Annotated in this window: 20 protein-coding genes; 10 read left to right on the top strand and 10 right to left on the bottom strand. The window is 67.9% G+C overall.

Annotation, left to right across the window (positions count from 1 at the left end; translation table 11 throughout):
* Positions 1–67: 67 nt before the first annotated feature.
* Positions 68–673: a DUF6749 family protein gene (locus K1T73_RS08925; protein ID WP_220600376.1), complete on the bottom strand. Its 606-nt coding sequence runs from the start codon at positions 671–673 to the stop codon at positions 68–70.
* Positions 674–1,045: 372 nt separating this feature from the next.
* Between K1T73_RS08925 and xth the strand changes: the two genes are divergently transcribed.
* The 3 genes from xth (at position 1,046) to eno (ending at position 4,119) form a co-directional block, all read left to right on the top strand.
* The gene (xth, locus tag K1T73_RS08920; protein ID WP_220600375.1) at positions 1,046–1,828 is read left to right on the top strand and encodes an exodeoxyribonuclease III; all 783 of its coding nucleotides are present in this window, start codon (positions 1,046–1,048) and stop codon (positions 1,826–1,828) included.
* Positions 1,829–1,840: 12 nt separating this feature from the next.
* Entirely contained in the window at positions 1,841–2,743 is a 903-nt protein-coding gene (locus K1T73_RS08915; RefSeq protein ID WP_220600374.1) for a DMT family transporter, read from the top strand.
* Between the two features lie 98 nt (positions 2,744–2,841).
* Positions 2,842–4,119, top strand: a complete 1,278-nt coding sequence (eno, locus tag K1T73_RS08910) for a phosphopyruvate hydratase (RefSeq protein ID WP_220600373.1) — start codon at positions 2,842–2,844, stop codon at positions 4,117–4,119.
* 67 nt (positions 4,120–4,186) lie between these two features.
* Here the strand turns inward: eno and K1T73_RS08905 are convergent, their stop codons facing one another.
* The 4 genes from K1T73_RS08905 to zwf form a co-directional block, all read right to left on the bottom strand.
* On the bottom strand, positions 4,187–4,462 hold the full coding sequence (locus K1T73_RS08905) for a glycine zipper 2TM domain-containing protein (RefSeq protein WP_220600372.1): 276 nt from the start codon (positions 4,460–4,462) through the stop codon (positions 4,187–4,189).
* A 151-nt stretch (positions 4,463–4,613) separates the two neighbouring features.
* Positions 4,614–6,218 (bottom strand): glucose-6-phosphate isomerase, encoded by a 1,605-nt coding sequence (pgi, locus tag K1T73_RS08900; protein ID WP_409077698.1) that lies wholly within the window; start codon positions 6,216–6,218, stop codon positions 4,614–4,616.
* Between the two features lie 5 nt (positions 6,219–6,223).
* Positions 6,224–6,898 carry a 6-phosphogluconolactonase gene (gene pgl, locus K1T73_RS08895; protein ID WP_220600370.1) on the bottom strand — a complete coding sequence of 225 codons (675 nt, stop codon included), beginning with the start codon at positions 6,896–6,898 and terminating at the stop codon, positions 6,224–6,226.
* Positions 6,895–8,349 carry a glucose-6-phosphate dehydrogenase gene (zwf, locus tag K1T73_RS08890; protein ID WP_220600369.1) on the bottom strand — a complete coding sequence of 485 codons (1,455 nt, stop codon included), beginning with the start codon at positions 8,347–8,349 and terminating at the stop codon, positions 6,895–6,897. The genes pgl and zwf overlap by 4 nt, the downstream gene beginning before the upstream one ends.
* 174 nt (positions 8,350–8,523) lie before the next feature.
* On the opposite strand from zwf, the gene K1T73_RS08885 reads away from it, so the two are divergent.
* From K1T73_RS08885 to K1T73_RS08875, 3 genes are all read left to right on the top strand, one after another.
* Positions 8,524–9,477: a radical SAM protein gene (locus tag K1T73_RS08885; protein ID WP_220600368.1), complete on the top strand. Its 954-nt coding sequence runs from the start codon at positions 8,524–8,526 to the stop codon at positions 9,475–9,477.
* A gap of 123 nt (positions 9,478–9,600) precedes the next feature.
* Positions 9,601–10,788 carry a Hint domain-containing protein gene (locus K1T73_RS08880; RefSeq protein WP_220600367.1) on the top strand — a complete coding sequence of 396 codons (1,188 nt, stop codon included), beginning with the start codon at positions 9,601–9,603 and terminating at the stop codon, positions 10,786–10,788.
* 87 nt (positions 10,789–10,875) lie between these two features.
* Positions 10,876–11,568: a M48 family metalloprotease gene (locus tag K1T73_RS08875; RefSeq protein WP_220603682.1), complete on the top strand. Its 693-nt coding sequence runs from the start codon at positions 10,876–10,878 to the stop codon at positions 11,566–11,568.
* Positions 11,569–11,586: 18 nt separating this feature from the next.
* On the opposite strand, the gene K1T73_RS08870 is transcribed toward K1T73_RS08875, so the two are convergent.
* From K1T73_RS08870 to K1T73_RS08850, 5 genes are all read right to left on the bottom strand, one after another.
* Entirely contained in the window at positions 11,587–12,006 is a 420-nt protein-coding gene (locus tag K1T73_RS08870) for a hypothetical protein (protein ID WP_220603547.1), read from the bottom strand.
* Between the two features lie 206 nt (positions 12,007–12,212).
* A complete protein-coding gene (locus tag K1T73_RS08865) occupies positions 12,213–12,752 on the bottom strand; it encodes an RSP_2648 family PIN domain-containing protein (protein WP_220603546.1) in 540 nt (179 codons plus the stop codon).
* Positions 12,749–13,945: an RSP_2647 family RNA methyltransferase gene (locus tag K1T73_RS08860; RefSeq protein WP_220603545.1), complete on the bottom strand. Its 1,197-nt coding sequence runs from the start codon at positions 13,943–13,945 to the stop codon at positions 12,749–12,751. The genes K1T73_RS08865 and K1T73_RS08860 overlap by 4 nt, the downstream gene beginning before the upstream one ends.
* 39 nt (positions 13,946–13,984) lie before the next feature.
* A complete protein-coding gene (locus K1T73_RS08855) occupies positions 13,985–14,611 on the bottom strand; it encodes a DUF6778 family protein (RefSeq protein WP_220603544.1) in 627 nt (208 codons plus the stop codon).
* Between the two features lie 164 nt (positions 14,612–14,775).
* On the bottom strand, positions 14,776–15,342 hold the full coding sequence (locus tag K1T73_RS08850) for a biotin transporter BioY (RefSeq protein WP_220603543.1): 567 nt from the start codon (positions 15,340–15,342) through the stop codon (positions 14,776–14,778).
* 110 nt (positions 15,343–15,452) lie between these two features.
* Between K1T73_RS08850 and K1T73_RS08845 the strand changes: the two genes are divergently transcribed.
* The 4 genes from K1T73_RS08845 to K1T73_RS08830 all read left to right on the top strand — a co-directional run bounded on the left by K1T73_RS08845 (position 15,453) and on the right by K1T73_RS08830 (position 18,863).
* Positions 15,453–16,103 (top strand): SDR family oxidoreductase, encoded by a 651-nt coding sequence (locus tag K1T73_RS08845; RefSeq protein WP_220603542.1) that lies wholly within the window; start codon positions 15,453–15,455, stop codon positions 16,101–16,103.
* A gap of 78 nt (positions 16,104–16,181) precedes the next feature.
* Entirely contained in the window at positions 16,182–16,964 is a 783-nt protein-coding gene (surE, locus tag K1T73_RS08840; protein ID WP_220603541.1) for a 5'/3'-nucleotidase SurE, read from the top strand.
* Positions 16,961–17,617 carry a protein-L-isoaspartate(D-aspartate) O-methyltransferase gene (locus K1T73_RS08835; protein WP_220603540.1) on the top strand — a complete coding sequence of 219 codons (657 nt, stop codon included), beginning with the start codon at positions 16,961–16,963 and terminating at the stop codon, positions 17,615–17,617. The genes surE and K1T73_RS08835 overlap by 4 nt, the downstream gene beginning before the upstream one ends.
* Before the next feature lie 70 nt (positions 17,618–17,687).
* Positions 17,688–18,863 carry a LysM peptidoglycan-binding domain-containing M23 family metallopeptidase gene (locus K1T73_RS08830; RefSeq protein ID WP_220603539.1) on the top strand — a complete coding sequence of 392 codons (1,176 nt, stop codon included), beginning with the start codon at positions 17,688–17,690 and terminating at the stop codon, positions 18,861–18,863.
* Positions 18,864–18,907 lie beyond the last annotated feature (44 nt).

Below are 18,907 nucleotides of genomic sequence, written 5' to 3'. Positions count from 1 at the left end.
GTCCGGCGGCCTTGCGCGGCCCCGCGTCGCGGGAAGCCGGCGCGCCGGCTTCCCGCGTTTCGTCGGATCAGAGGCTCGACGTGAACATCTCGACCGCGTCACCGTCAGCGGCTTCCGTGGCGCGCGGCGCGAGGCTCGAGGTGAACATCTCGACGGCGTCGCCCGAGCGCGCTTGCGTGCCGGTGGGCGCCAGGCTCGACGTGAACATCTCCACCGCATCGCCCGACTGCGCCTCGGTCGCCGTCGGCGCGAGGCTCGAGGTGAACATCTCCACCGCGTCACCGGACGCCGCCTGTGTCCCGGCGGGTGCGAGGCTCGAGGTGAAGAGACCCGTCGCGTCCCCGCTGAGCGCGACGACATTGCCCGAGGGCGCCAGGCTCGACGTGAACATCTCGACCGCGTCGCCCGACTTGGCTTCGGTTGCCGTGGGCGCGAGGCTCGACGTGAACATCTCCACGCCCTCACCCGCCGTCATGCCGCGCGCCGCGACCGGACCCAGCGACGAGGTGAAGAGGCCCGTGGCATCGCCCGAGGTCACGTCCGCGCTCATGCTCGGTGCCAGCGACGAAGTGAAGGCCTCGACCGCGCCGCCATCGTGCAGGCTCGTTGAAACCGCCTCCCCGCGTGCTTCGGAAGTGTCGATCGTGAACTCGTCTTTAAGTTGCGTCAGCATTGTTTATCTCCCCAGATTTATGCGTTGCAGACCCTGAAACGGTTGCACGTTATGCGTGTTTGTCTAGAAAGAATTTCCACCTTTGATTTTATCCACATCGAGTTTAATCGTTCAACTTCGCCGGGTATCACGCTGCAGTATCTTGAGTTTCTCCGATCATTCGCCATCACTACTCGAGCGGAAAAAATTTTGACCTGTGGATAAATACCGCGACGAGCAGCACGGAACCCCGTTACAACTTGTGCGGGTATTTGCACAAAGGGTTAGCGAATGGTTAATGCACGGCCCGACCGGCTCCACGATTCGCCCGCCCTTGCCCCCGCGATCCGTCTGCGCGATAGACGAAAGCAACGGGCCGGAGGGGGACGTCTCATGAAGATCGCCAGTTTCAACATCAACGGCATCAAGGCACGCCTCTCCGCCCTTGGCGACTGGCTCGACGAGGCGCAGCCCGACGTCGTCCTCCTGCAGGAGATCAAGTCCGTCGACGAGGGCTTCCCGCGCGAACCCTTCGAGGATCGCGGCTACGTCGTTGAAACCCACGGCCAGAAAAGCTTCAACGGGGTTGCCATCCTGTCGAAACTCCCGCTCGAAGACGTGACGCGCGGCCTTCCGGGCGACGACGCGGACGACCAGGCCCGCTGGATCGAGGCCACCGTCATGGGCGACACGCGGCCCGTGCGCGTCTGCGGCCTCTACCTGCCCAACGGCAATCCCGCACCGGGTCCGAAATACGACTACAAGCTCGCATGGATGAAACGTCTCGAGGACCGCGCGCGCGAACTCCTCGCGCTCGAGGAGCCGTTTCTCATGGCGGGCGACTATAACGTCATTCCGCAGGATGAGGATGCGAAGAACCCCGAGGCATGGCGCGAGGACGCGCTCGCCCTGCCGCAAACCCGCGCCGCCTTTCGCCGGATCGTGAATCTTGGGCTCACCGACGCGTTCCGCGCCCGCACCCGTGGTCCCGGCCATTACACGTTCTGGGACTACCAGGCCGGCGCCTGGAACCGCGATCACGGAATCCGCATCGACCATTTCCTGCTGGGTCCGGCCTGCGCCGACCTGCTCACAGACTGCCAGATCGACCGCCACGTCCGCGGCGGCGAGAAACCGTCGGACCACGTGCCCATCTGGGTGACCCTCGACGCCTGAGGAGGGCCCGGCATGGACAATTTGCGCGGTGCGCTTCTCATGGTGCTGGCCATGGCGGGCTTCGCCATCGAGGACAGTTTCGTCAAGTATCTCTCCCTCACGCTCTCGGTGGGGCATATCCTCATGCTCTTCGGCCTCGGTGGCACGGCGGTCTTCGCCACCATCGCCTTGGTCAGTCGCGACAGGCTCTTTCCGCGCGACGCGCTGCGTGCCCCGCTCCTGCTGCGCAACCTGGGCGAACTGCTCGCGGCGCTCAGCTTCGTGACCGCGCTCTCGCTCGCCGACCTCTCGGTGGTCTCGGCCATCCTCCAGGCCCAGCCACTCGCCATCACGCTGGCCGCCGCGCTTTTCCTCGGCGAGACCGTCGGCTGGCGACGCTGGAGCGCCATTGCCATCGGCTTCGCGGGTGTCCTGCTCATCATCCGCCCCGGTCTCTCGGGGTTCACGCCGGTCTCCCTCCTGCCGGTGATCGCGGTCTTCGCACTCGCCCTGCGCGACCTCGCCACCCGCTTCACTCCGGCGACCGTAACGTCGCGCATCATCTCGGCCTACGGTTTCGCAACGCTCGTTCCGGCGGGGGTCGGCCTCTGCCTCGTGACGGGCGAGCCCCTCATGCCGCCGGACTTTCCGCTCTGGGCGTTCGTCCTCGGGATCGGCTTCGGCTGCGCGGGCTATTACGGCGTGGTGGCGGCGATGCGCGTGGGCGAGGTCTCATTCGTGTCGCCCTTCCGCTATTCCCGCCTGCTCTTCGCGCTCATCCTCGGCATCGTCGTTTTCGCCGAGCGTCCTGACCTCTTCACCTATCTCGGATCGGCACTGATCATCGGCTCGGGCATCTACACGATTCTCCGCGAACGCCGCCTCGCCCGGCGCGGACGGACGCGGATCGCGGGCGGAACGGCCCCGTTATCGTGAACATCCGCCCCTGTTAGCGCGACCAGCCCGCGTTCCCTTTTCCGCCGTTCCTTGCTATGGACGCGCGCACCCAAAGGCATTTTTCAGGACAGGACCCCATGAGCATCATCATCGACATCCACGCCCGCGAAATCCTCGACAGCCGCGGCAATCCCACGGTCGAGGTGGACGTGATCCTCGAGGACGGCACGATGGGCCGCGCCGCCGTGCCCTCGGGCGCCTCGACAGGTGCCTACGAGGCCGTCGAGCGGCGCGACGGCGACAAGGCACGCTACATGGGCAAGGGGGTGCTCGAGGCCGTGGCCTCGGTGAACGGCGAGATCGCCGAGACGCTCCTGGGCTTCGACGCGACCGAACAGGTCGCCATCGACGAGGCGATGATCGAGCTCGACGGTACCGACAACAAGGCCCGCCTCGGCGCCAACGCGATCCTCGGGGTCAGCCTCGCCACCGCCAAGGCCGCGGCCGACTTCTGTACCCAGCCGCTCTTTCGCTACGTGGGTGGCACCTCGGCCCGCGTCCTGCCCGTGCCGATGATGAACATCATCAACGGCGGCGAGCATGCCGACAATCCGATCGACATCCAGGAATTCATGATCATGCCCACCGCCGCGGACAATATTCGCGACGCGATCCGCATGGGCGCCGAGGTCTTTCACACCCTCAAGAAGGAACTCTCGACCGCCGGCCTCGCCACTGGCGTGGGCGATGAGGGCGGCTTCGCCCCCAACATCGCCTCGACCCGCGAGGCGCTCGATTTCATCCTCAAATCCATCGAGAAGGCGGGCTACAAGCCGGGCGAGGACATCCACCTCGCGCTCGATTGCGCCGCGACCGAGTATTTCCGCGAGGGCAGGTATCACCTCTCGGGCGAAGGCAAGACGCTTTCATCGGACGAGAACGTCGCCTATCTCAAGGCGCTCGTCGCCGATTACCCGATCATCTCGATCGAGGACGGCATGGCCGAGGACGACTGGGACGGCTGGATCGCCCTCACGCGCGAGATCGGCGACAAGGTGCAACTCGTGGGCGACGACCTCTTCGTCACGAACCCCACCCGCCTGGCCGAAGGCGTCGCCAACGGCGCGGCCAACTCGATGCTCGTCAAGGTCAACCAGATCGGCAGCCTGACGGAAACCCTGCGCGCCGTCGAGATGGCCCACCGCGCGCGCATGACCAACGTCATGTCCCACCGCTCTGGCGAGACCGAGGATGCCACCATCGCCGACCTCGCCGTCGCCACCAATTGCGGCCAGATCAAGACCGGCTCGCTCGCGCGGTCCGACCGCCTCGCGAAATACAATCAGCTCATCCGCATCGAGGAAACACTCGGCGAAAGCGCCGTCTACGCAGGCAACTCGATACTGCGCGCGTGAAAGTGAAAAAGGGCGTGCGGGGATCCCGCACGCCCTTCCATCATGAAACCCCCTGCGAGGGAACGTCTTACGGGCACGGCGCCTCGTAATAGGTGCCGTCGCCGCGGGCATAGGCACAGATCTTGCGCTGGTTGTTCTGCGCGACCACGGTGCCCGCTGCGGCCCCGCCAAGCGCGGAAATCAGTTTCCAGTCACTGTCGGCTCCAAGCGCCTCGGCGGTAATGAGGCCTGCCGCGGCCCCGCCCGCTGCGCCAGCGACGGTGCGCTGGTTGGTCGTCATGTTCTCACATGCCCCGAGCGTCATGACTGCCGCCCCTGCTGCTCCGATAATCCAGTTTTTCATGACATCCATCCTTTCGCATTGCGTTTCGGTGTCGACGTCAGAAACGCAGCGGATAGCGCGAAGTTCCAGCAATTTTGTAAAATGCGCGGAATTCGGCGGATGACGCGGGACAAGACGGCGACAACCCGCCCACGGACGCGATCGGCCGCTCTCAGCGGGCCGTCTTGCGCATGAATTCCAGGAGCGCGCGGGTCGAGCCGTCCTTGCCCTCGACCGGGGCAGCACCCGCGAGAAGCTCCGCCATGTCGTCCGCGAGCTTCTTGCCCAGTTCCACCCCCCACTGGTCGAACGAGTTGATCCCGAGAATCACCCCCTCGACAAAGACCCGGTGCTCGTAGAGCGCCACGATCTGGCCCAGCCTGCGCGGGGTGAGCCGATCATAGGCCAGCGTGACCGAGGGCCGGTCGCCGGGAAAGACCCGATGCGCCGCCTGACGCTCAAGCTCCGCGCCCTCGTATCCGGCCTCGGCCATCAGCGCCCGCGCCTCATCGGGCGTGCGCCCGCGCATCAGCGCCTCGGACTGGGCCAGGCAATTGGCCACCAGAAGCCGGTGATGATGCGCAAGCTCCGGCTCGTGGCCTTGCGCCGCGACCATGAACTCGCACGGCACGACCTGCGTGCCCTGGTGGATCAACTGGTAGAACGCATGTTGCCCGTTCGTCCCCGGCGCGCCCCAGACGACCGGCCCCGAAGCCACGGCGAGCGCCTCGCCCTCCATCGTCACCCTCTTGCCGTTGCTCTCCATCTCGAGTTGCTGAAGATAGGCCGGCAGCCGCGCGAGCCTCTGGTCGTAGGGCAGCACCGCGCGCGTCGGAAAGCCCAACACCTGGTGATGCCAGAGCCCCGTCAGCGCCAGCATCACCGGCATGTTCTCGGCCATCGGCGCCGCGCGGAAATGCCGGTCCATCGCCTCCCCGCCCTGCAGAAGCTCGGTGAAGCGCTCCGGTCCGATCGCCAGCATCAGCGACAGCCCGATCGGCCCCCAGATCGAATAGCGCCCCCCGACCCAATCCTCGAACCCAAAGACCCGCGCCTCGGGAATGCCGAACTCCGCCGTTCTCTCCAGCGCCGAGGAGAGCGCCACGAACTGCGCCACGGGCTCGGTCACGGTGTCCGCCATCCAATCGCGCACCGTCGCCGCGTTGGTCATGGTCTCGATGGTGGTGAAGCTCTTCGACGCCACGATGACCAGCGTCCGGCCCGGATCGAGTCCCTTCAGCACGTCCGCCGCATCCGCGCCGTCCACGTTCGCGATGAAATGGCATCGCGGTCCGTCGTGGTATGGCGACAAGGCACGCACCGCCATCTCCGGGCCCAGGTGCGATCCGCCGATCCCGATATTGACCACGTCCGTGATCGTCCCGCCCGCCCCCTCGAACCGGCCCGCACGCACTTCCTCGGCGAAGGCCTGCATCCGCGTCAGCGTGTCGCGCACGCCGGGCATGACGTCGCGCCCCTCCACCTCGACCGGCCCGCCCGAGAGGTTCCGCAACGCGGTATGCAGCACCGCGCGGCCCTCCGTCTCGTTGATGGGCGCGCCCGCGAACATCGCCGCGCGCCGGTCTTCGACACCGGCCGCGGTTGCCCAGCCCGTCATCGCGGTCCGCGCCTTCGCGTCGAGATGCGTCTTCGAATAATCGAAGACCATCCCGTCGAAACGCACCGAAAAGGTCTCGGCGCGGTCCTTGTCGTCAAAGAGCGGCCGGATGCCGCGGGCCCGCGCCGCCTCGGCCAGCGCGCGAACGTTGTCGGGCACGCCGCTCATTCCGCCGCCCAATGCACGTCCATGTCCTCGAGGAAAGCCGCGATCGGCGCCTGGAGGGGCGACGACGCCTGCGCGCGCATCAGCGCCCCGCGCTTCGCATCCCCCGTGATGACGAGATGCTTGCACATCGCGTCGTTCAGCACCCGCGCGCTCAGCGTGACGCGCGGTTCCGGCTCTCCTTCCACCCGCATCGGCACGAGGATCGGCGCATCCCGCCCCATCGCCTCCTCGATCCGGTCGCCCTTGGGGAAAAGCGACGCGGTGTGCATGTCGGCCCCCATCCCGAGCAACAGCACCGACACCGGGAGGTGCGGCTCAAGCCCGGCAGCCAGTTCCTCGATCGCCTCCTCGGGTGTCTCGGTCCGCTTGTAGAGCGGCACGAACTCGGCCTCTGCCGCGCGCTCCACCAGAAGCCGCTCGCGGATGAGCCGCGTGTTCGACCGGATATGCGCCTCGGGCCGCCAGCGTTCGTCGCTGAGCGTCACGACCACCCGCCCCCAGTCGAGTCGCGCCGCACAGAGCACGTCGAAGATCGGCCCCGGCGTGCTCCCGCCCGGCACCACCAGAAGCGCGCGGTCCCGCGTCTCGAGCGCGGTGTTGAGATCGCCCGCCAGCCGGTTCGCGACCGCCAGCGCCATCATCTCGGAATCGGTATGTTCTATCAGGTTCATGGCTTGATCTCCCGCCAACGCCGGCCATCCCTGTGCATGAGGAACAGCGCCTCCTCCGGTCCCGATCCACCGGGATCGTAGGGTTGGGGCGCCTCGCCCGCCGCCTGCCACTCCGCGATGATCGGGTCGGTCCAGGCCCAGGCCGCCTCGACCTCGTCCCCGCGCATGAAGAGCGTCTGGTTGCCCCGGATGACGTCCATGATGAGCCGCTCGTAGGCGTCGGGAAAATCCGCTTCGTCCGGTCCCAGAACTTCGGCGAAGCTCATGTCGAGCGGCACGTCGACAAGGCGCATCCCTCCCGGCCCCGGCTCCTTGATCGTGACGCCAAGCTCGATCCCCTCGTTGGGCTGAAGCCGGATCGTGAGGATGTTGTGATGCCGTCCCGCATCCGCGTCGAAGATCGAATGCGGCGCGTCCTTGAAGACCACGGCGATCTCGCTCGTCCGCTCGCGCAGCCGCTTCCCGGTGCGCAGGTAGAAGGGCGTGCCCGCCCACCGCCAGTTGCTCACATGCGCCTTGAGCGCCACGAAGGTCTCGGTCGTGCTGTCGCGGTTCTCCACCTCGTTGCGATAGCCGGGATGCGTGCCATCCCCGTCATACTGGCCGCGCACCAGGTTCTCGGGCTTGACGTGCTCCAGCGCGCGGATGACCTTCAGCTTCTCGTCACGCACCGCGTCGGGATCGAATTTCGCTGGCGGTTCCATCGCGATGAGGCACAGAAGCTGCATCAGGTGGTTCTGGACCATGTCCCGCATGGCGCCCGCGCGGTCGTAATACCCGCCCCGCGTGCCCACACCCACGCGCTCGGCCACGGTGATCTGGATGTGATCCACGTATTGGCTGTTCCACAGCGGCTCAAACAGCATGTTGCCGAACCGGATCGCCATCAGGTTCTGCACTGTCTCCTTCCCGAGGTAATGGTCGATCCGGTAGATCTGCCGCTCGTCGAAATGCCGCGCCAGCGTCCGGTTGAGCTCACGCGCCGAGGCGAGGTCGTGCCCGAACGGCTTCTCCACGACGATGCGGCTTTCGGCATCGGCCATCCCGTGCTTGTGGAGCCGCTTGGCCAGGTCCCCGAAAAGGCTGGGACCGACCGAGAAATAGAAGGCGCGGATGCGGTCCTCATGCACCTTCCCGGCCAGGTCCGCCCAGCCGGTCTCACCCTTCGCGTCGAGCGTCACGTAATCCACGAGTTTCAGGAAAGCCGCGAGCTTGCGGGGCTGCACCTCGTCCTCGTCGGTGAACTCGCCGATCGCTTCCGCCGCGAAGTCGCGATAGCCTTCCACGTCGAATTCCGAGCGCGCGGCGCCGATGATCCGGCTCGTCTTCTCGATCTGCCCCGCCACGAATCGCCGGTATAGCGCCGGCAGGATCTTGCGCCGCGCCAGGTCGCCGGTACCCCCGATGATGACAAGGTCGAACGGTTCGACCGGGATGACGCGTGAGACCATGGGCTCCCCTTCACCGGGCGCGGCTCCGCACCCCTCTGGGGGCGAGACTAGCACGCCCTCTTGCGTTCACAATGGCGTCAGCCCTCGCCGTGCGGACTTTTCTTGTGCAGGCGGGGGATCTAGGTCCGTATGGCAGCAGCAGAGCGCGAAACCGACTGGAAGGCCGGAGCAACGATGAAAGACACCCCGACCAACTGCGCCAACGGCGGCAAGTTCCTAGACCCGCACATCACCGCCGATGGCCAGCCGCGCGCGCATGTCTCGCTCGTCACCCCACGGACGCTCTGGTTCAACACCGGCACGCTCTGCAACATCACCTGCGTGAACTGCTATATCGAAAGCTCGCCCTCGAATGACCGGTTGGTCTACATCACCGAGGCCGAGGTGAGCGAATATCTCGACCAGATCGCCGAACGGCGCTGGCCCGTGCGCGAAATCGCCTTTACCGGCGGAGAGCCCTTCATGAACCCCGACATGTGCGCCATGGCCCGCACCGCCCTCTTGCGCGGGTTCGAGGTGCTCATCCTAACCAACGCCATGCGCCCGATGCAGCGCAAATCGGTCGCAAGGCCCCTCGCCCGGCTGATCGACGAGTTCGGCGACCGGCTCACCCTGCGGGTCTCGCTCGACCATTGGTCGCCCGCCATGCACGAGGAAATGCGCGGACCCGGAACCTTCCGGCGCACCCTCGACGGGATGATCTGGCTGCGCGACGCGGGCGCGCGCATGGCCGTCGCGGGACGCACCATCTGGAACGAGAGCGAGGCCGAGGCCCGCGCGGGCTTCGCGGCGCTCTTCGCGGCGCACGGCTTCGAGATCGACGCGCAGGACCCCGGCATGACCGTCCTCTTTCCCGAAATAGACGACACCGTCGAAGTGCCCGAGATCACGACCGCCTGCTGGGACATTCTTGGAAAATCACCCTCGGACGTGATGTGCGCCTCCTCGCGCATGGTCGTGAAACGCCGCGGCGCGGAGGCGCCCACGGTCCTGGCCTGCACGCTTTTGCCCTATGACCCCGAATTCGAACTTGGCACCACGTTGGCCGATGCCGAGCGTGACGTGTCGCTCAACCATCCTCACTGCGCCAAGTTCTGCGTCCTGGGTGGCGCCTCCTGCTCGGGCTGACACGGGACAAGAGGGAATTCGCAGGAATTTTCTTCACCGCACGCCCTGTCGTTGCGCCGGCCCTCAAGGGTTCTTTCACCTTTCTCCGCTACGGCTCGAGGAACGAGAAAGGATTTCGCCGACATGGCCATCAAACTCTCCAATGGGCTGCTCTTTACCGAGTTTCTCGCCGACAACGCCGGCAGCAACGCGTTCGACACCGATGGTGACGGGGGCGCGAACAAGGCCGACGAGTTCATCACGATCCAGTCCGCCAGGGGCGGCCCGCTCGATCTCGACGGGATCGAGATCTGGAGTGCGAAACGCGGACTTCTCCATGACTTCGCTCCGGGCGATGCGCTGGGCCCCAACGGCACCGCCACCGTCGTCGGCCAGTATGACGGCACCCCGCCGCCGGGGTTCTTCGACGCGGGTCTGCCAGACGACAATACCAATGCCGGGCTTCTCGAGGATGGCGAGCACGGCAAGAACGACACGCTCTACCTTCTCGACACCAATACAGGCGAATATCTCAGCTTCTCCTACGGCGATCCGCTCACCGTTCTCCCGCCGCCCTCCGGTTTCGGCGGCACGACCAATCTCGGCAATGAAAGCCTGTCCTCCGATGCCCCGAACGGGACGGCCTTCCGTCGCGACTCCAATGGCGATTTCCGGGAGACCACGCGGCCGCAACCGGGCCAGCGCGCCGCGCCCTGCTTCGTCTCCGGCACCCTGATCGACACGGATCACGGCCCCCGCCCCGTCGAAACCCTGCGCGCGGGCGATCTCGTTCTCACCCGCGATGCGGGGGCACAACCCGTCCGCTGGGCCGGCGGCGTGCGTCTCGACACCGCGACACTTCTCGCGGCGCCGCATCTGCACCCTTTTCGCATCGAGGCCGGCGCGCTCGGACGGGGCCTGCCCGCACGTGACCTCTGGCTCTCGCCCCAGCACCGCGTCCTCGTGCGCTCGCGCATCGCGGGCCGCATGTTCGGGACGCCCGAGGTGCTGATCGCGGTCAAGAAGCTCGCCGGATGCCCCGGCATCTCGCAAGTGGCGCTCCCGGGCCTGAGCTATCACCATCTCCTGCTCGACGCCCACCACGTCCTGTCGGCCGAGCAAAGCCCCTGTGAAAGCCTCTATCTCGGCACCGAGGCCGCGTATGTCTTCGATCCCGACACGCTGCGCGAGATCGCGGCGCTTTTCCCCGACCTCTTGTCCGGCTCCCACAGGATGCCCCCCGCCCGCCCCTTGGCCGAGGGGCGGCGCGCCAGGAACCTGGCCGCGCGCCACCTGCGAAACGGCCGCGCATTGCTCGAACCCGCGGCCTGACCATCACGCTCCGATGCGTGCAACGGAAATGCCGCGTGTTCCCGGATCATGCTTGCCGCCACGCCCCGCGCATCCCATATCTGGTCCATGCTCAAGTTCATGCCGATCATCCTCGCCATCGCCTACGCGGTCGCGATGTATCGCTTCTCCGTCTGGCGCACCCGGCGCGAGCTTGACGCGCGTTCGACCGAGCTGGCGGACCCCCTGCTCAAGCGCATGACCGATCGGCTGGCCCGCGCGCTCGACCTGCCCCGCATCCGCGTCCACATCTACGAGATCGACCCCGTGAACGGCCTCGCTGCGCCCGACGGGCGCATCTTCATCACGCGCGGCTTCTACCGCAAGTTCCAGCAAGGCGAGGTCAGCGCCGACGAGCTCGCCTCGGTGATCGCGCACGAGTTGGGGCACGTCGCCCTCGGCCATACCCGCAAACGCATGATCGACTTCTCGGGCCAGAACGCCATGCGCGCCGCGCTCGCCATGCTGCTGTCGCGCTTCCTCCCGGGGATCGGCATCTGGATCGCGAACGGCCTCACCTCGCTTCTCGCCGCGCGCCTGTCGCGCTCGGACGAGTACGAGGCCGACGCCTACGCCGCCGCGCTCCTCACCCGGGCCGGGATCGGCACCGCCCCGCAGAAATCGCTCTTCAGGAAGCTCGAGGCGCTCACCCAGTCCCGCGGCGGGGCCATGCCCGCCTGGCTCATGAGTCATCCCAAGACCGACGAGCGCATCGCGGCCATCGAGAAGATGGAGCAGCGCTGGGGCGTCGAGGGCCCCTGACGCCGCCCCGTCGCGGGCTCAGCCACCCATCCGCGACAGCCGCAGCGCGCGCAGATCCTCCGTGCTGGCCGCCGGCACCCTCGGCGTGGCCGGCGGCACGGCGGCGCGCGGCGCGTCATCATCGGGCCAGCATCCCAGGACAAGGCCCAGCCACTGAACCACCAGCGCGGGAAGCGCGAGTGACGCCGCCGCCAACATGGCCAATCCCCTCGAAAACGGCTCCTCGATGTTCCAGGCGATCACGGCCGAAAAGGCCAGCATGACCAGCGGTATCATCATGATCCCGGCGAGGAAGAAGAGGCCGAGCGCCGGCCCCACGCGGTTCGGCCGCGCGACCCAGGCGGGCGTGAGGCGCGGCCAAACGCCGACCAGCGCCGCGAGGATCGCTGGAAGGCAGACAAGCGTCGGAAAGAGCAGGTGATCACCGCGCGACGGCACCGGGCAAGCCGAGCGCGAGACTCAGCGCAAGGCCAAGGCCGAGGACGCCCAGGCTCCGCAAGGCGAATACATGAATGGAAAGGAAGAAATCCCGCACGCCATGGAACTCCGCAAGCTGCATGTCACGACAAACTGGCAAGCGATCCCGGCGGGATTGTGTCGGGTTTCGGGAAAACATGCGTCGCACCGCATCCCCTACCCGGCGCCTATCCCAGCGCCTTGCCCAGCCGCGGCAGCCGCGCCTTCTTGAGCAGCGCGCGCATCTCCCACGCCTCGCCCGTCATCCGGCGCGCCTCGGCCAGCACCTCGGCCGCCGCCTCGGCCACCAGCGCCGGCCGCGCCTCGTGGAACCCCATCAGGAACGCATCGGGATCCGCCCGGCTCACCCCTTCCTCGGCCAGGATGTTTCGCGGAAAATCGCGTGCGTTGAGCGTCACGATCACGTCCGCCGATCCCGCGATCGCCGCGGCCAGCACATGCGTATCCGCCGCATCCGGCAACCACAGCCGCGCCTCGAGCGCGGGCGGATAGCACACCTCCGCATCGGGCCACTCGGCCCTCAGCAGCGCCGCCTCCGCCTCGGCCTGCGCCACGCCCTCGGGGCCCAGCTTCGCCGCCGCGCGCTGCCATTCGGCAATGATCCGCGCCGACCATAGCGGCGTGAACGCGCCCCGCGCCGCCACGCGCAGCAGGACCTGCCGCATCACCGTGGGATAGATCACGCAAGTATCCAGAAGCGCCCTCATAGCGCGAAGAACAGCACCTTGAGATACCCGCTCTCGGCAAGTTGCGGATGCATCGGGTGGTCCGGCCCGGCAAAGCCCGTGTGCAAGAGCCGCCCCTCGCGCCCCGCGCGCCCGATGCCCCGCACGCTTGCCTGCCGGAACGCCCCGAGGTCGGCCGCGTGCGAGCACGAGCACAGGCCCAGGATCCCGCCCTCGGCGACCAGCGGCGCGGCCAGCCGCGCGATCCGCTCATATGCCCGCAACCCGCGGTCGAACGCCTTCTTCGTCGGCGCGAAGGCGGGCGGGTCGCAGATCACCACGTCGAATGCCGCGCCCTCATCGGCCAGCGCCGCCAATGTGTCGAACGCATCCCCCTGGCGGGTCTCGAACCGCCCTTCGGCCCCCATCCGCGCGGCACCCTCGCGGGCCAGCGCCAGCGCGGGGGCCGAACTGTCCACCGCCAGCACCCGCGCAGCACCGCCCGCAAGTGCCGCCAGACCGAAGCCGCCCACATGCGAAAAGACGTCAAGCACCCGCGCGCCCTCGCTCAGCCCCTTGGCGAAGGCATGGTTGGGCCGCTGGTCGAAGAACAGCCCGGTCTTCTGGCCTTCCAGCAGGTCCGCCATGTAGACCGCGCCGTTCATCGGCACCTCGACCGGCCCGTCGGGCGCCACGCCGTGCAACACCGCGCTCTGGTCGTCGAGCCCTTCGAGGCCCCGCGCCCATCCGCCTGCGTTCTTCAGGATCGTTCCGATACCGGTCACCCCGGCCAGCGCCGCGGCCAGCGCCCCCAGATGCGCCTCGGCCCAGGCCGTGTTGGGCTGAATGACGGCCACGTCGCCGAAACGATCGATGATCACGCCGGGCAGACCATCCGCCTCCGCATGGACCAGCCGGTAGAAGGGCGCATCGAAGAGCCGCATCCGCAGGTCCAACGCCCGCGCGAGCCGCACCCGAAACCAGTCCTCGCCGATCTCGGCGCCCGTGTCGCGGTCAAGCATTCGCGCGAAGATGCGCGAGCGTGGATTGACCGCGACCAGGCCCAGGGTCCCGCGCTCGGCATCCTCGAGCACGGCCAGCGCCCCGGACGGGATGGCCTTCGTGCGACGGTCCGTCACGATCTCGTTGTCGTAGACCCACGGAAACCCGTGCCGGATACGGCGCGGGTCGGTCTTGGGTTTCAGGCGGATCACGGGCAGAGGGGACGGCGTCATGGCCGTCCCCTTAATTCGTTTCGCGCCCGTGCGGAAGGGTCAGTCGAAGACTTTGTAGACCCCGAGGCTTGCCTGCTTGTGTCCGCCGGCCTTGGTCAGTTCGTCGCGGATGACTCCCTGGAGATGACGGTTGATGCGCACCTTCTGCGTGAGGCCCTTCGCCTCGGCCGCGATGGCCTTCTGTCCGCCATAGGCCTTGAACCCCGCATCCACGTGATGCGACGGACCGAGCGGCTGATGCGTCTCGGGATGCAGAAGCGTCACCATGAACTCGATGTCATGCACGCCGCCGGTGGTATAGCGCGCCTTCTCGGTCAGCGCGTGAAAGCGGGTGATCTCGATATGCAGGTCGACCGGTGTCGCCCCGTCGAGCCCCGTGACGCCGGCACCGATCGCCTCCTCGACGATCTTCTGCACCTGCACATGGCGATCGCCCGGGCCGTCCTCGCGCCAGACGATGTCGCCGCCGGGGAAGTAACGGTTGGCTTCCGACACCTTGAGGCTGCGCGGCACGCTCACCGTCACCTCCTCGACGCGGATCGACGCGGCCGCGGGTGCGGGTGCATCGGCGATGAGCGACGCGTTGCGGGTCGCGGTCTCGGTCGCGGCACATGCGCTCAGGCCGAGGCCCAGCAGAAGCGCGGCAAAGATACGAACGGGTTTCATCACTGTCCTCCTTGGGCTTTTCACGCCCTTTTGATCGAAGACAGGATTGCCCGCGAAATGCGGCGCGTTTTAGACGAATTGGGGATATTGCAATGGTCTTTCGGGGGCCACGGCCCGCCGGGCAAGGCCGGGGCGGGCCAGCAGGGGCCGCCCCGGTCCCCGCGTCAGCCGCGGAGCCGGCCCAGAAGCGCGGAGCCGCCGCAGACGATCATCGCCGCGAGTACCGCCTTGATCGCGTCACCCAGCAGGAACGGCGCCATCCAGCCGCCCCACAGCTCGGGCAGGGTCTTTCCCATGACGAGCGCGGGCCACGCAAGGCCAGGCCCGTAGAGAAGAAGCGAGATCGCCGCCGCGCAAAGCGCCGCCGGAACCAGCCGCCGCGCAAGGCCCATGTCCGCCGCCAGCCCGGCGAGATACGCCATGCCCACGAAGCCGAAGAGGAACCCCGCCGTCGGGCCGGCCAGCGCGGGCGCGGACATGCCGTTGGCAAAGACCGGCAGGCCCATCGCCCCCTCGGCGAGGTAGGCCACGACCGCCAGCGCGCCTAGCCGCGCGCCGAGGCTCATCCCCACCACCAGGACCGCCAGTGTCTGAAGGCTCATCGGCACCGGCCAGCCCACGCTCACCTGTGCCGCGGCCGCGATCAGGAGCGACCCGCCGAGGACGAGCCCCGCGGCGCGGACCGCTCCCCCCTGGCGCGCGATGCGCCGCTGCGTCGTTTCGATGGTCATGTTCTCCGCTCTCCTCATGTTGAGTGTGTCCGTGACGGTTTTTTGCCGCAGCCGCGAATTTGTCAAGGAACGCGCTTGATTATTCCTCCGCCGGATGGGATTTGCCGGCCATGACCCAGAATGACACGAAGATAGCCCTCGTCACCGGCGCCTCCCGCGGTCTCGGGGCGGCCATGGCCGAACGGCTTTGCACCAGCCACCACATCGTCGCGGTGGCCCGCACCGTGGGCGCGCTCGAGGAGCTTGACGACCGCATCAAGGCCAAGGGCGGCGCGGCGACGCTCGCGCCCATGGACGTGACCAATACCGACGCCATGGCACAGCTCTGCCGGTCGATCTACGACCGTTGGGGCAAGCTCGATCTCTGGATCCACGCGGCGATCCATGCCGCGCCTCTCGCGCCCACTGCGCATCTCGATGCCCGCGACATGGAGAAATCCGTCGCGACGAACGTGACGGCGACGGCAACGCTCATCCCGTTCCTGTCGCCGCTTCTGGGCGAGACGGGCCACGCGGTCTTTCTCGACGATCCCAGGGGCGGCGAGAAATTCTTCGGGGCCTACGGCGCGACCAAGGCCGCGCAGATCGCCCTCGCCCGCTCGTGGCAGGCCGAGACGCCGCGGACCGGGCCGCATGTCCACATCCTCGAACCCAGGCCGATGCCCACCGCCATCCGCGCCCGTTTCCACCCCGGCGAGGATCGCGATGCCCTCACGCCACCCGCCGACGAGGCCGCGCGCCTGTTGCAGGGGCTGGTCTGATCGCACGCGCGCGCCCCGCTTGTCGCGCGCCTGCCGGGGCGATAGACAGATGAAGACGGTTCTGGCGGAAGGCCCATCATGCGCATCCTGATCACCAACGACGACGGCATCAACGCGCCGGGGCTCGATGTCCTTCAGGACATCGCCTCCGGCCTCGCGGGGCCGGATGGCGAGGTGTGGTGCGTGGCGCCCGCGTTCGAGCAATCAGGCGTCGGGCATTGCATCTCCTACACGCAGCCCATGATGATCTCCGAGCTGGGGCCACGCCGCTTCGCAGCGCAGGGCAGCCCGGCCGACTGCGTGATCGCGGCGATCCATGACGTGATGAAGGACACGCCGCCCGACCTCGTGCTCTCCGGGGTGAACCGGGGCAACAACGCGGCCGAGAACGCGGTCTATTCCGGCACCGTGGGCGCCGCGATGGAGGCCGCGCTCCAGGGCGTTAACGCCATCGCGCTCAGCCAGTTCTTCGGTCCCGGCAACCGCGATCTCGATGACGTCTGGGAGGCCGCGCGCCAGCACGGGCTCGCCACCTGCCGCAGCATCCTCGACGCGGCGCTCTGGGGCAACGACGATTACGGCATCTTCTTCAACGTCAACTTCCCCCCCGTGCCGGGCGGCGAGGTCAGGGGGATGCGCGCGGCACGGCAAGGCTTCCGCCGCGACATGGGCTTCGGCGTCAAGCCACAGCTCTCGCCCTCGGGGCGCCGCTTCCTCTGGGTCACCGGCGCGCCGCAGCAGCAGCCCACCGCGCCCGGCTCGGACGCCGACGTGAACCTCGCGGGCTATATCTCGGTCACGCCGATGCGGGCCGATCTCACCGCCCATGACGCGCTCGAGGCGCTCAAGACGATCGAATGAACGAACCGGACCCCGATACCGCCGAACGCAAGATGCAGTTCCTCTTCGCGCTGCGCTCGCGCGGCGTGACGGACAAGCGCGTGCTGGCGGCCATGGAAAAGATCGACCGCGCGCCCTTCGTGCGTGGATACTTCGCCACCCGCGCCTATGACGACACGCCCCTGCCCATCGCCTGCGGCCAGACCATCTCGCAGCCTTCGGTGGTGGGGCTCATGACGCAGGCGCTCAGGGTCGGCGCGCGCGACACCGTGCTCGAGATCGGGACCGGCTCGGGCTACCAGGCCGCGATCCTCAGCGTGCTGGCACGGCGGGTCTACACGGTGGACCGCCACAGCCGCCTCGTGCGCGAGGCGAGCGAGCTCTTCCGAGAACTCGACCTCACCAACATCACCAGCCGGACCGTCGACGGAAGCCACGGCCTGCCCGAACAGGCGCCCTTCGACCGCATCCTCGTGACCGCCGCCGCCGAGGATCCGCCCGGCCCCCTATTGGCGCAATTGAAAATCGGCGGTATCATGGTGCTTCCGGTGGGTCAGTCGGACGCGGTGCAACGTCTCATCAGGGTCACGCGCACCGAGACAGGCCTCGACTATGACGAATTGATGCCGGTGCGCTTCGTGCCCCTGCTCGAGGGGTTGGGGCGCGACACGTGACGCCGCGCGTTGCGAAGAAGGACGGATTTGACCCTCGGGACAGGAGGGCACGTGAATGAGGATACGAGCGATGACTTTCAAAGCGAAACGGGGCCTTCTTCTGGCCGGCGTGGCCGGGATGGCCCTCACGGCCTGTAGCGAACCCTTCGATCTCGACCTGCGCGGCGGCTCCAGCGGCGGCACGTCCGAGGCCGTCCGGCAGGCCACCGCCGACCGGCCCGACCCCGATGCGCGCGGCATCATCTCCTATCCGGGTTACCAGGTCGCGGTCGCGCGGCGCGGCGACACGCTGGGCAGCCTCGCCGCCCGCATCGGCGCGGACCCGGCCGAGCTTGCGCGCTACAACGGCATCAAGACCGGCGACACCCTCCGCGAGGGCGAGGTGATCGCGCTGCCCGGACGGGTGGCCGAACCCTCCGGCGGCCCGATCAAGCCGGGCGGCGTGGACATCGAAAGCGTCGCGGGCGGCGCCATCGCGCGCGCCGACGCCTCCTCCGCACCCGTGACCACCACCCCCCTGCCCTCGGGAACCAGCGGGGTCGAGCCCACGCGCCACAAGGTCGCGCGCGGCGAAACGGCCTACACCATCGCACGGCTCTACAACGTCTCCATCCGCAGCCTCGCCGAATGGAACGGTCTCGGCCCCGACTTCTCGGTGCGCGAGGGACAGTATCTCCTGATCCCCGTCGCCCTCCCCGGCGAGACGCGCGCCTCCTTCGATGCCTCCGAGGCGCCCGGGGCGGGTTCTCCCACGCCCGAGCCGCCAAGCGCCGCCAAGCCCTTGCCCAAGGAGGATACCGTCGCCGTCGCCACCCTCGACAAGCCGAAAGCCGGCACCCAGGCCGCCGACGCCCCGGACCTCTCGAAGGAACAGACCAAGGCCACACCCAGGGCCACGCGCATGGCGATGCCCGTGCAGGGCGACATCGTGCGCGAATACGCCAAGGGCAAGAATGACGGCATCGACATCGCCGCAAGCCCCGGCGCATCCGTCAAGGCCGCCGACAGCGGCGTCGTCGCGGCGATCACCGAGGATACGAACGGCACGCCCATCGTCGTCGTGAAACACGCCAACAACCTGCTGACGGTCTATTCCAACGTGGACAACGTGAGCGTGAAAACCGGCCAGAAGGTCTCGCGTGGGCAGGCCCTGGCCAAGGCGCGCAGCTCCGGCGCCTCGGCGGTGCATTTCGAGGTGCGCGACGGCTTCGACAGCCTCGACCCGATGCCCTACCTCACGAACTGAGCCACGCGCGCGGGCCGCGGCACGGCCCGGCCCCGCCTCGCGGC

The sequence above is a fragment of the Roseovarius sp. SCSIO 43702 genome (assembly GCF_019599045.1).
Classification (GTDB): Bacteria; Pseudomonadota; Alphaproteobacteria; order Rhodobacterales; family Rhodobacteraceae; genus Roseovarius.
This window is presented reverse-complemented; position numbering and strand designations above follow the sequence as displayed.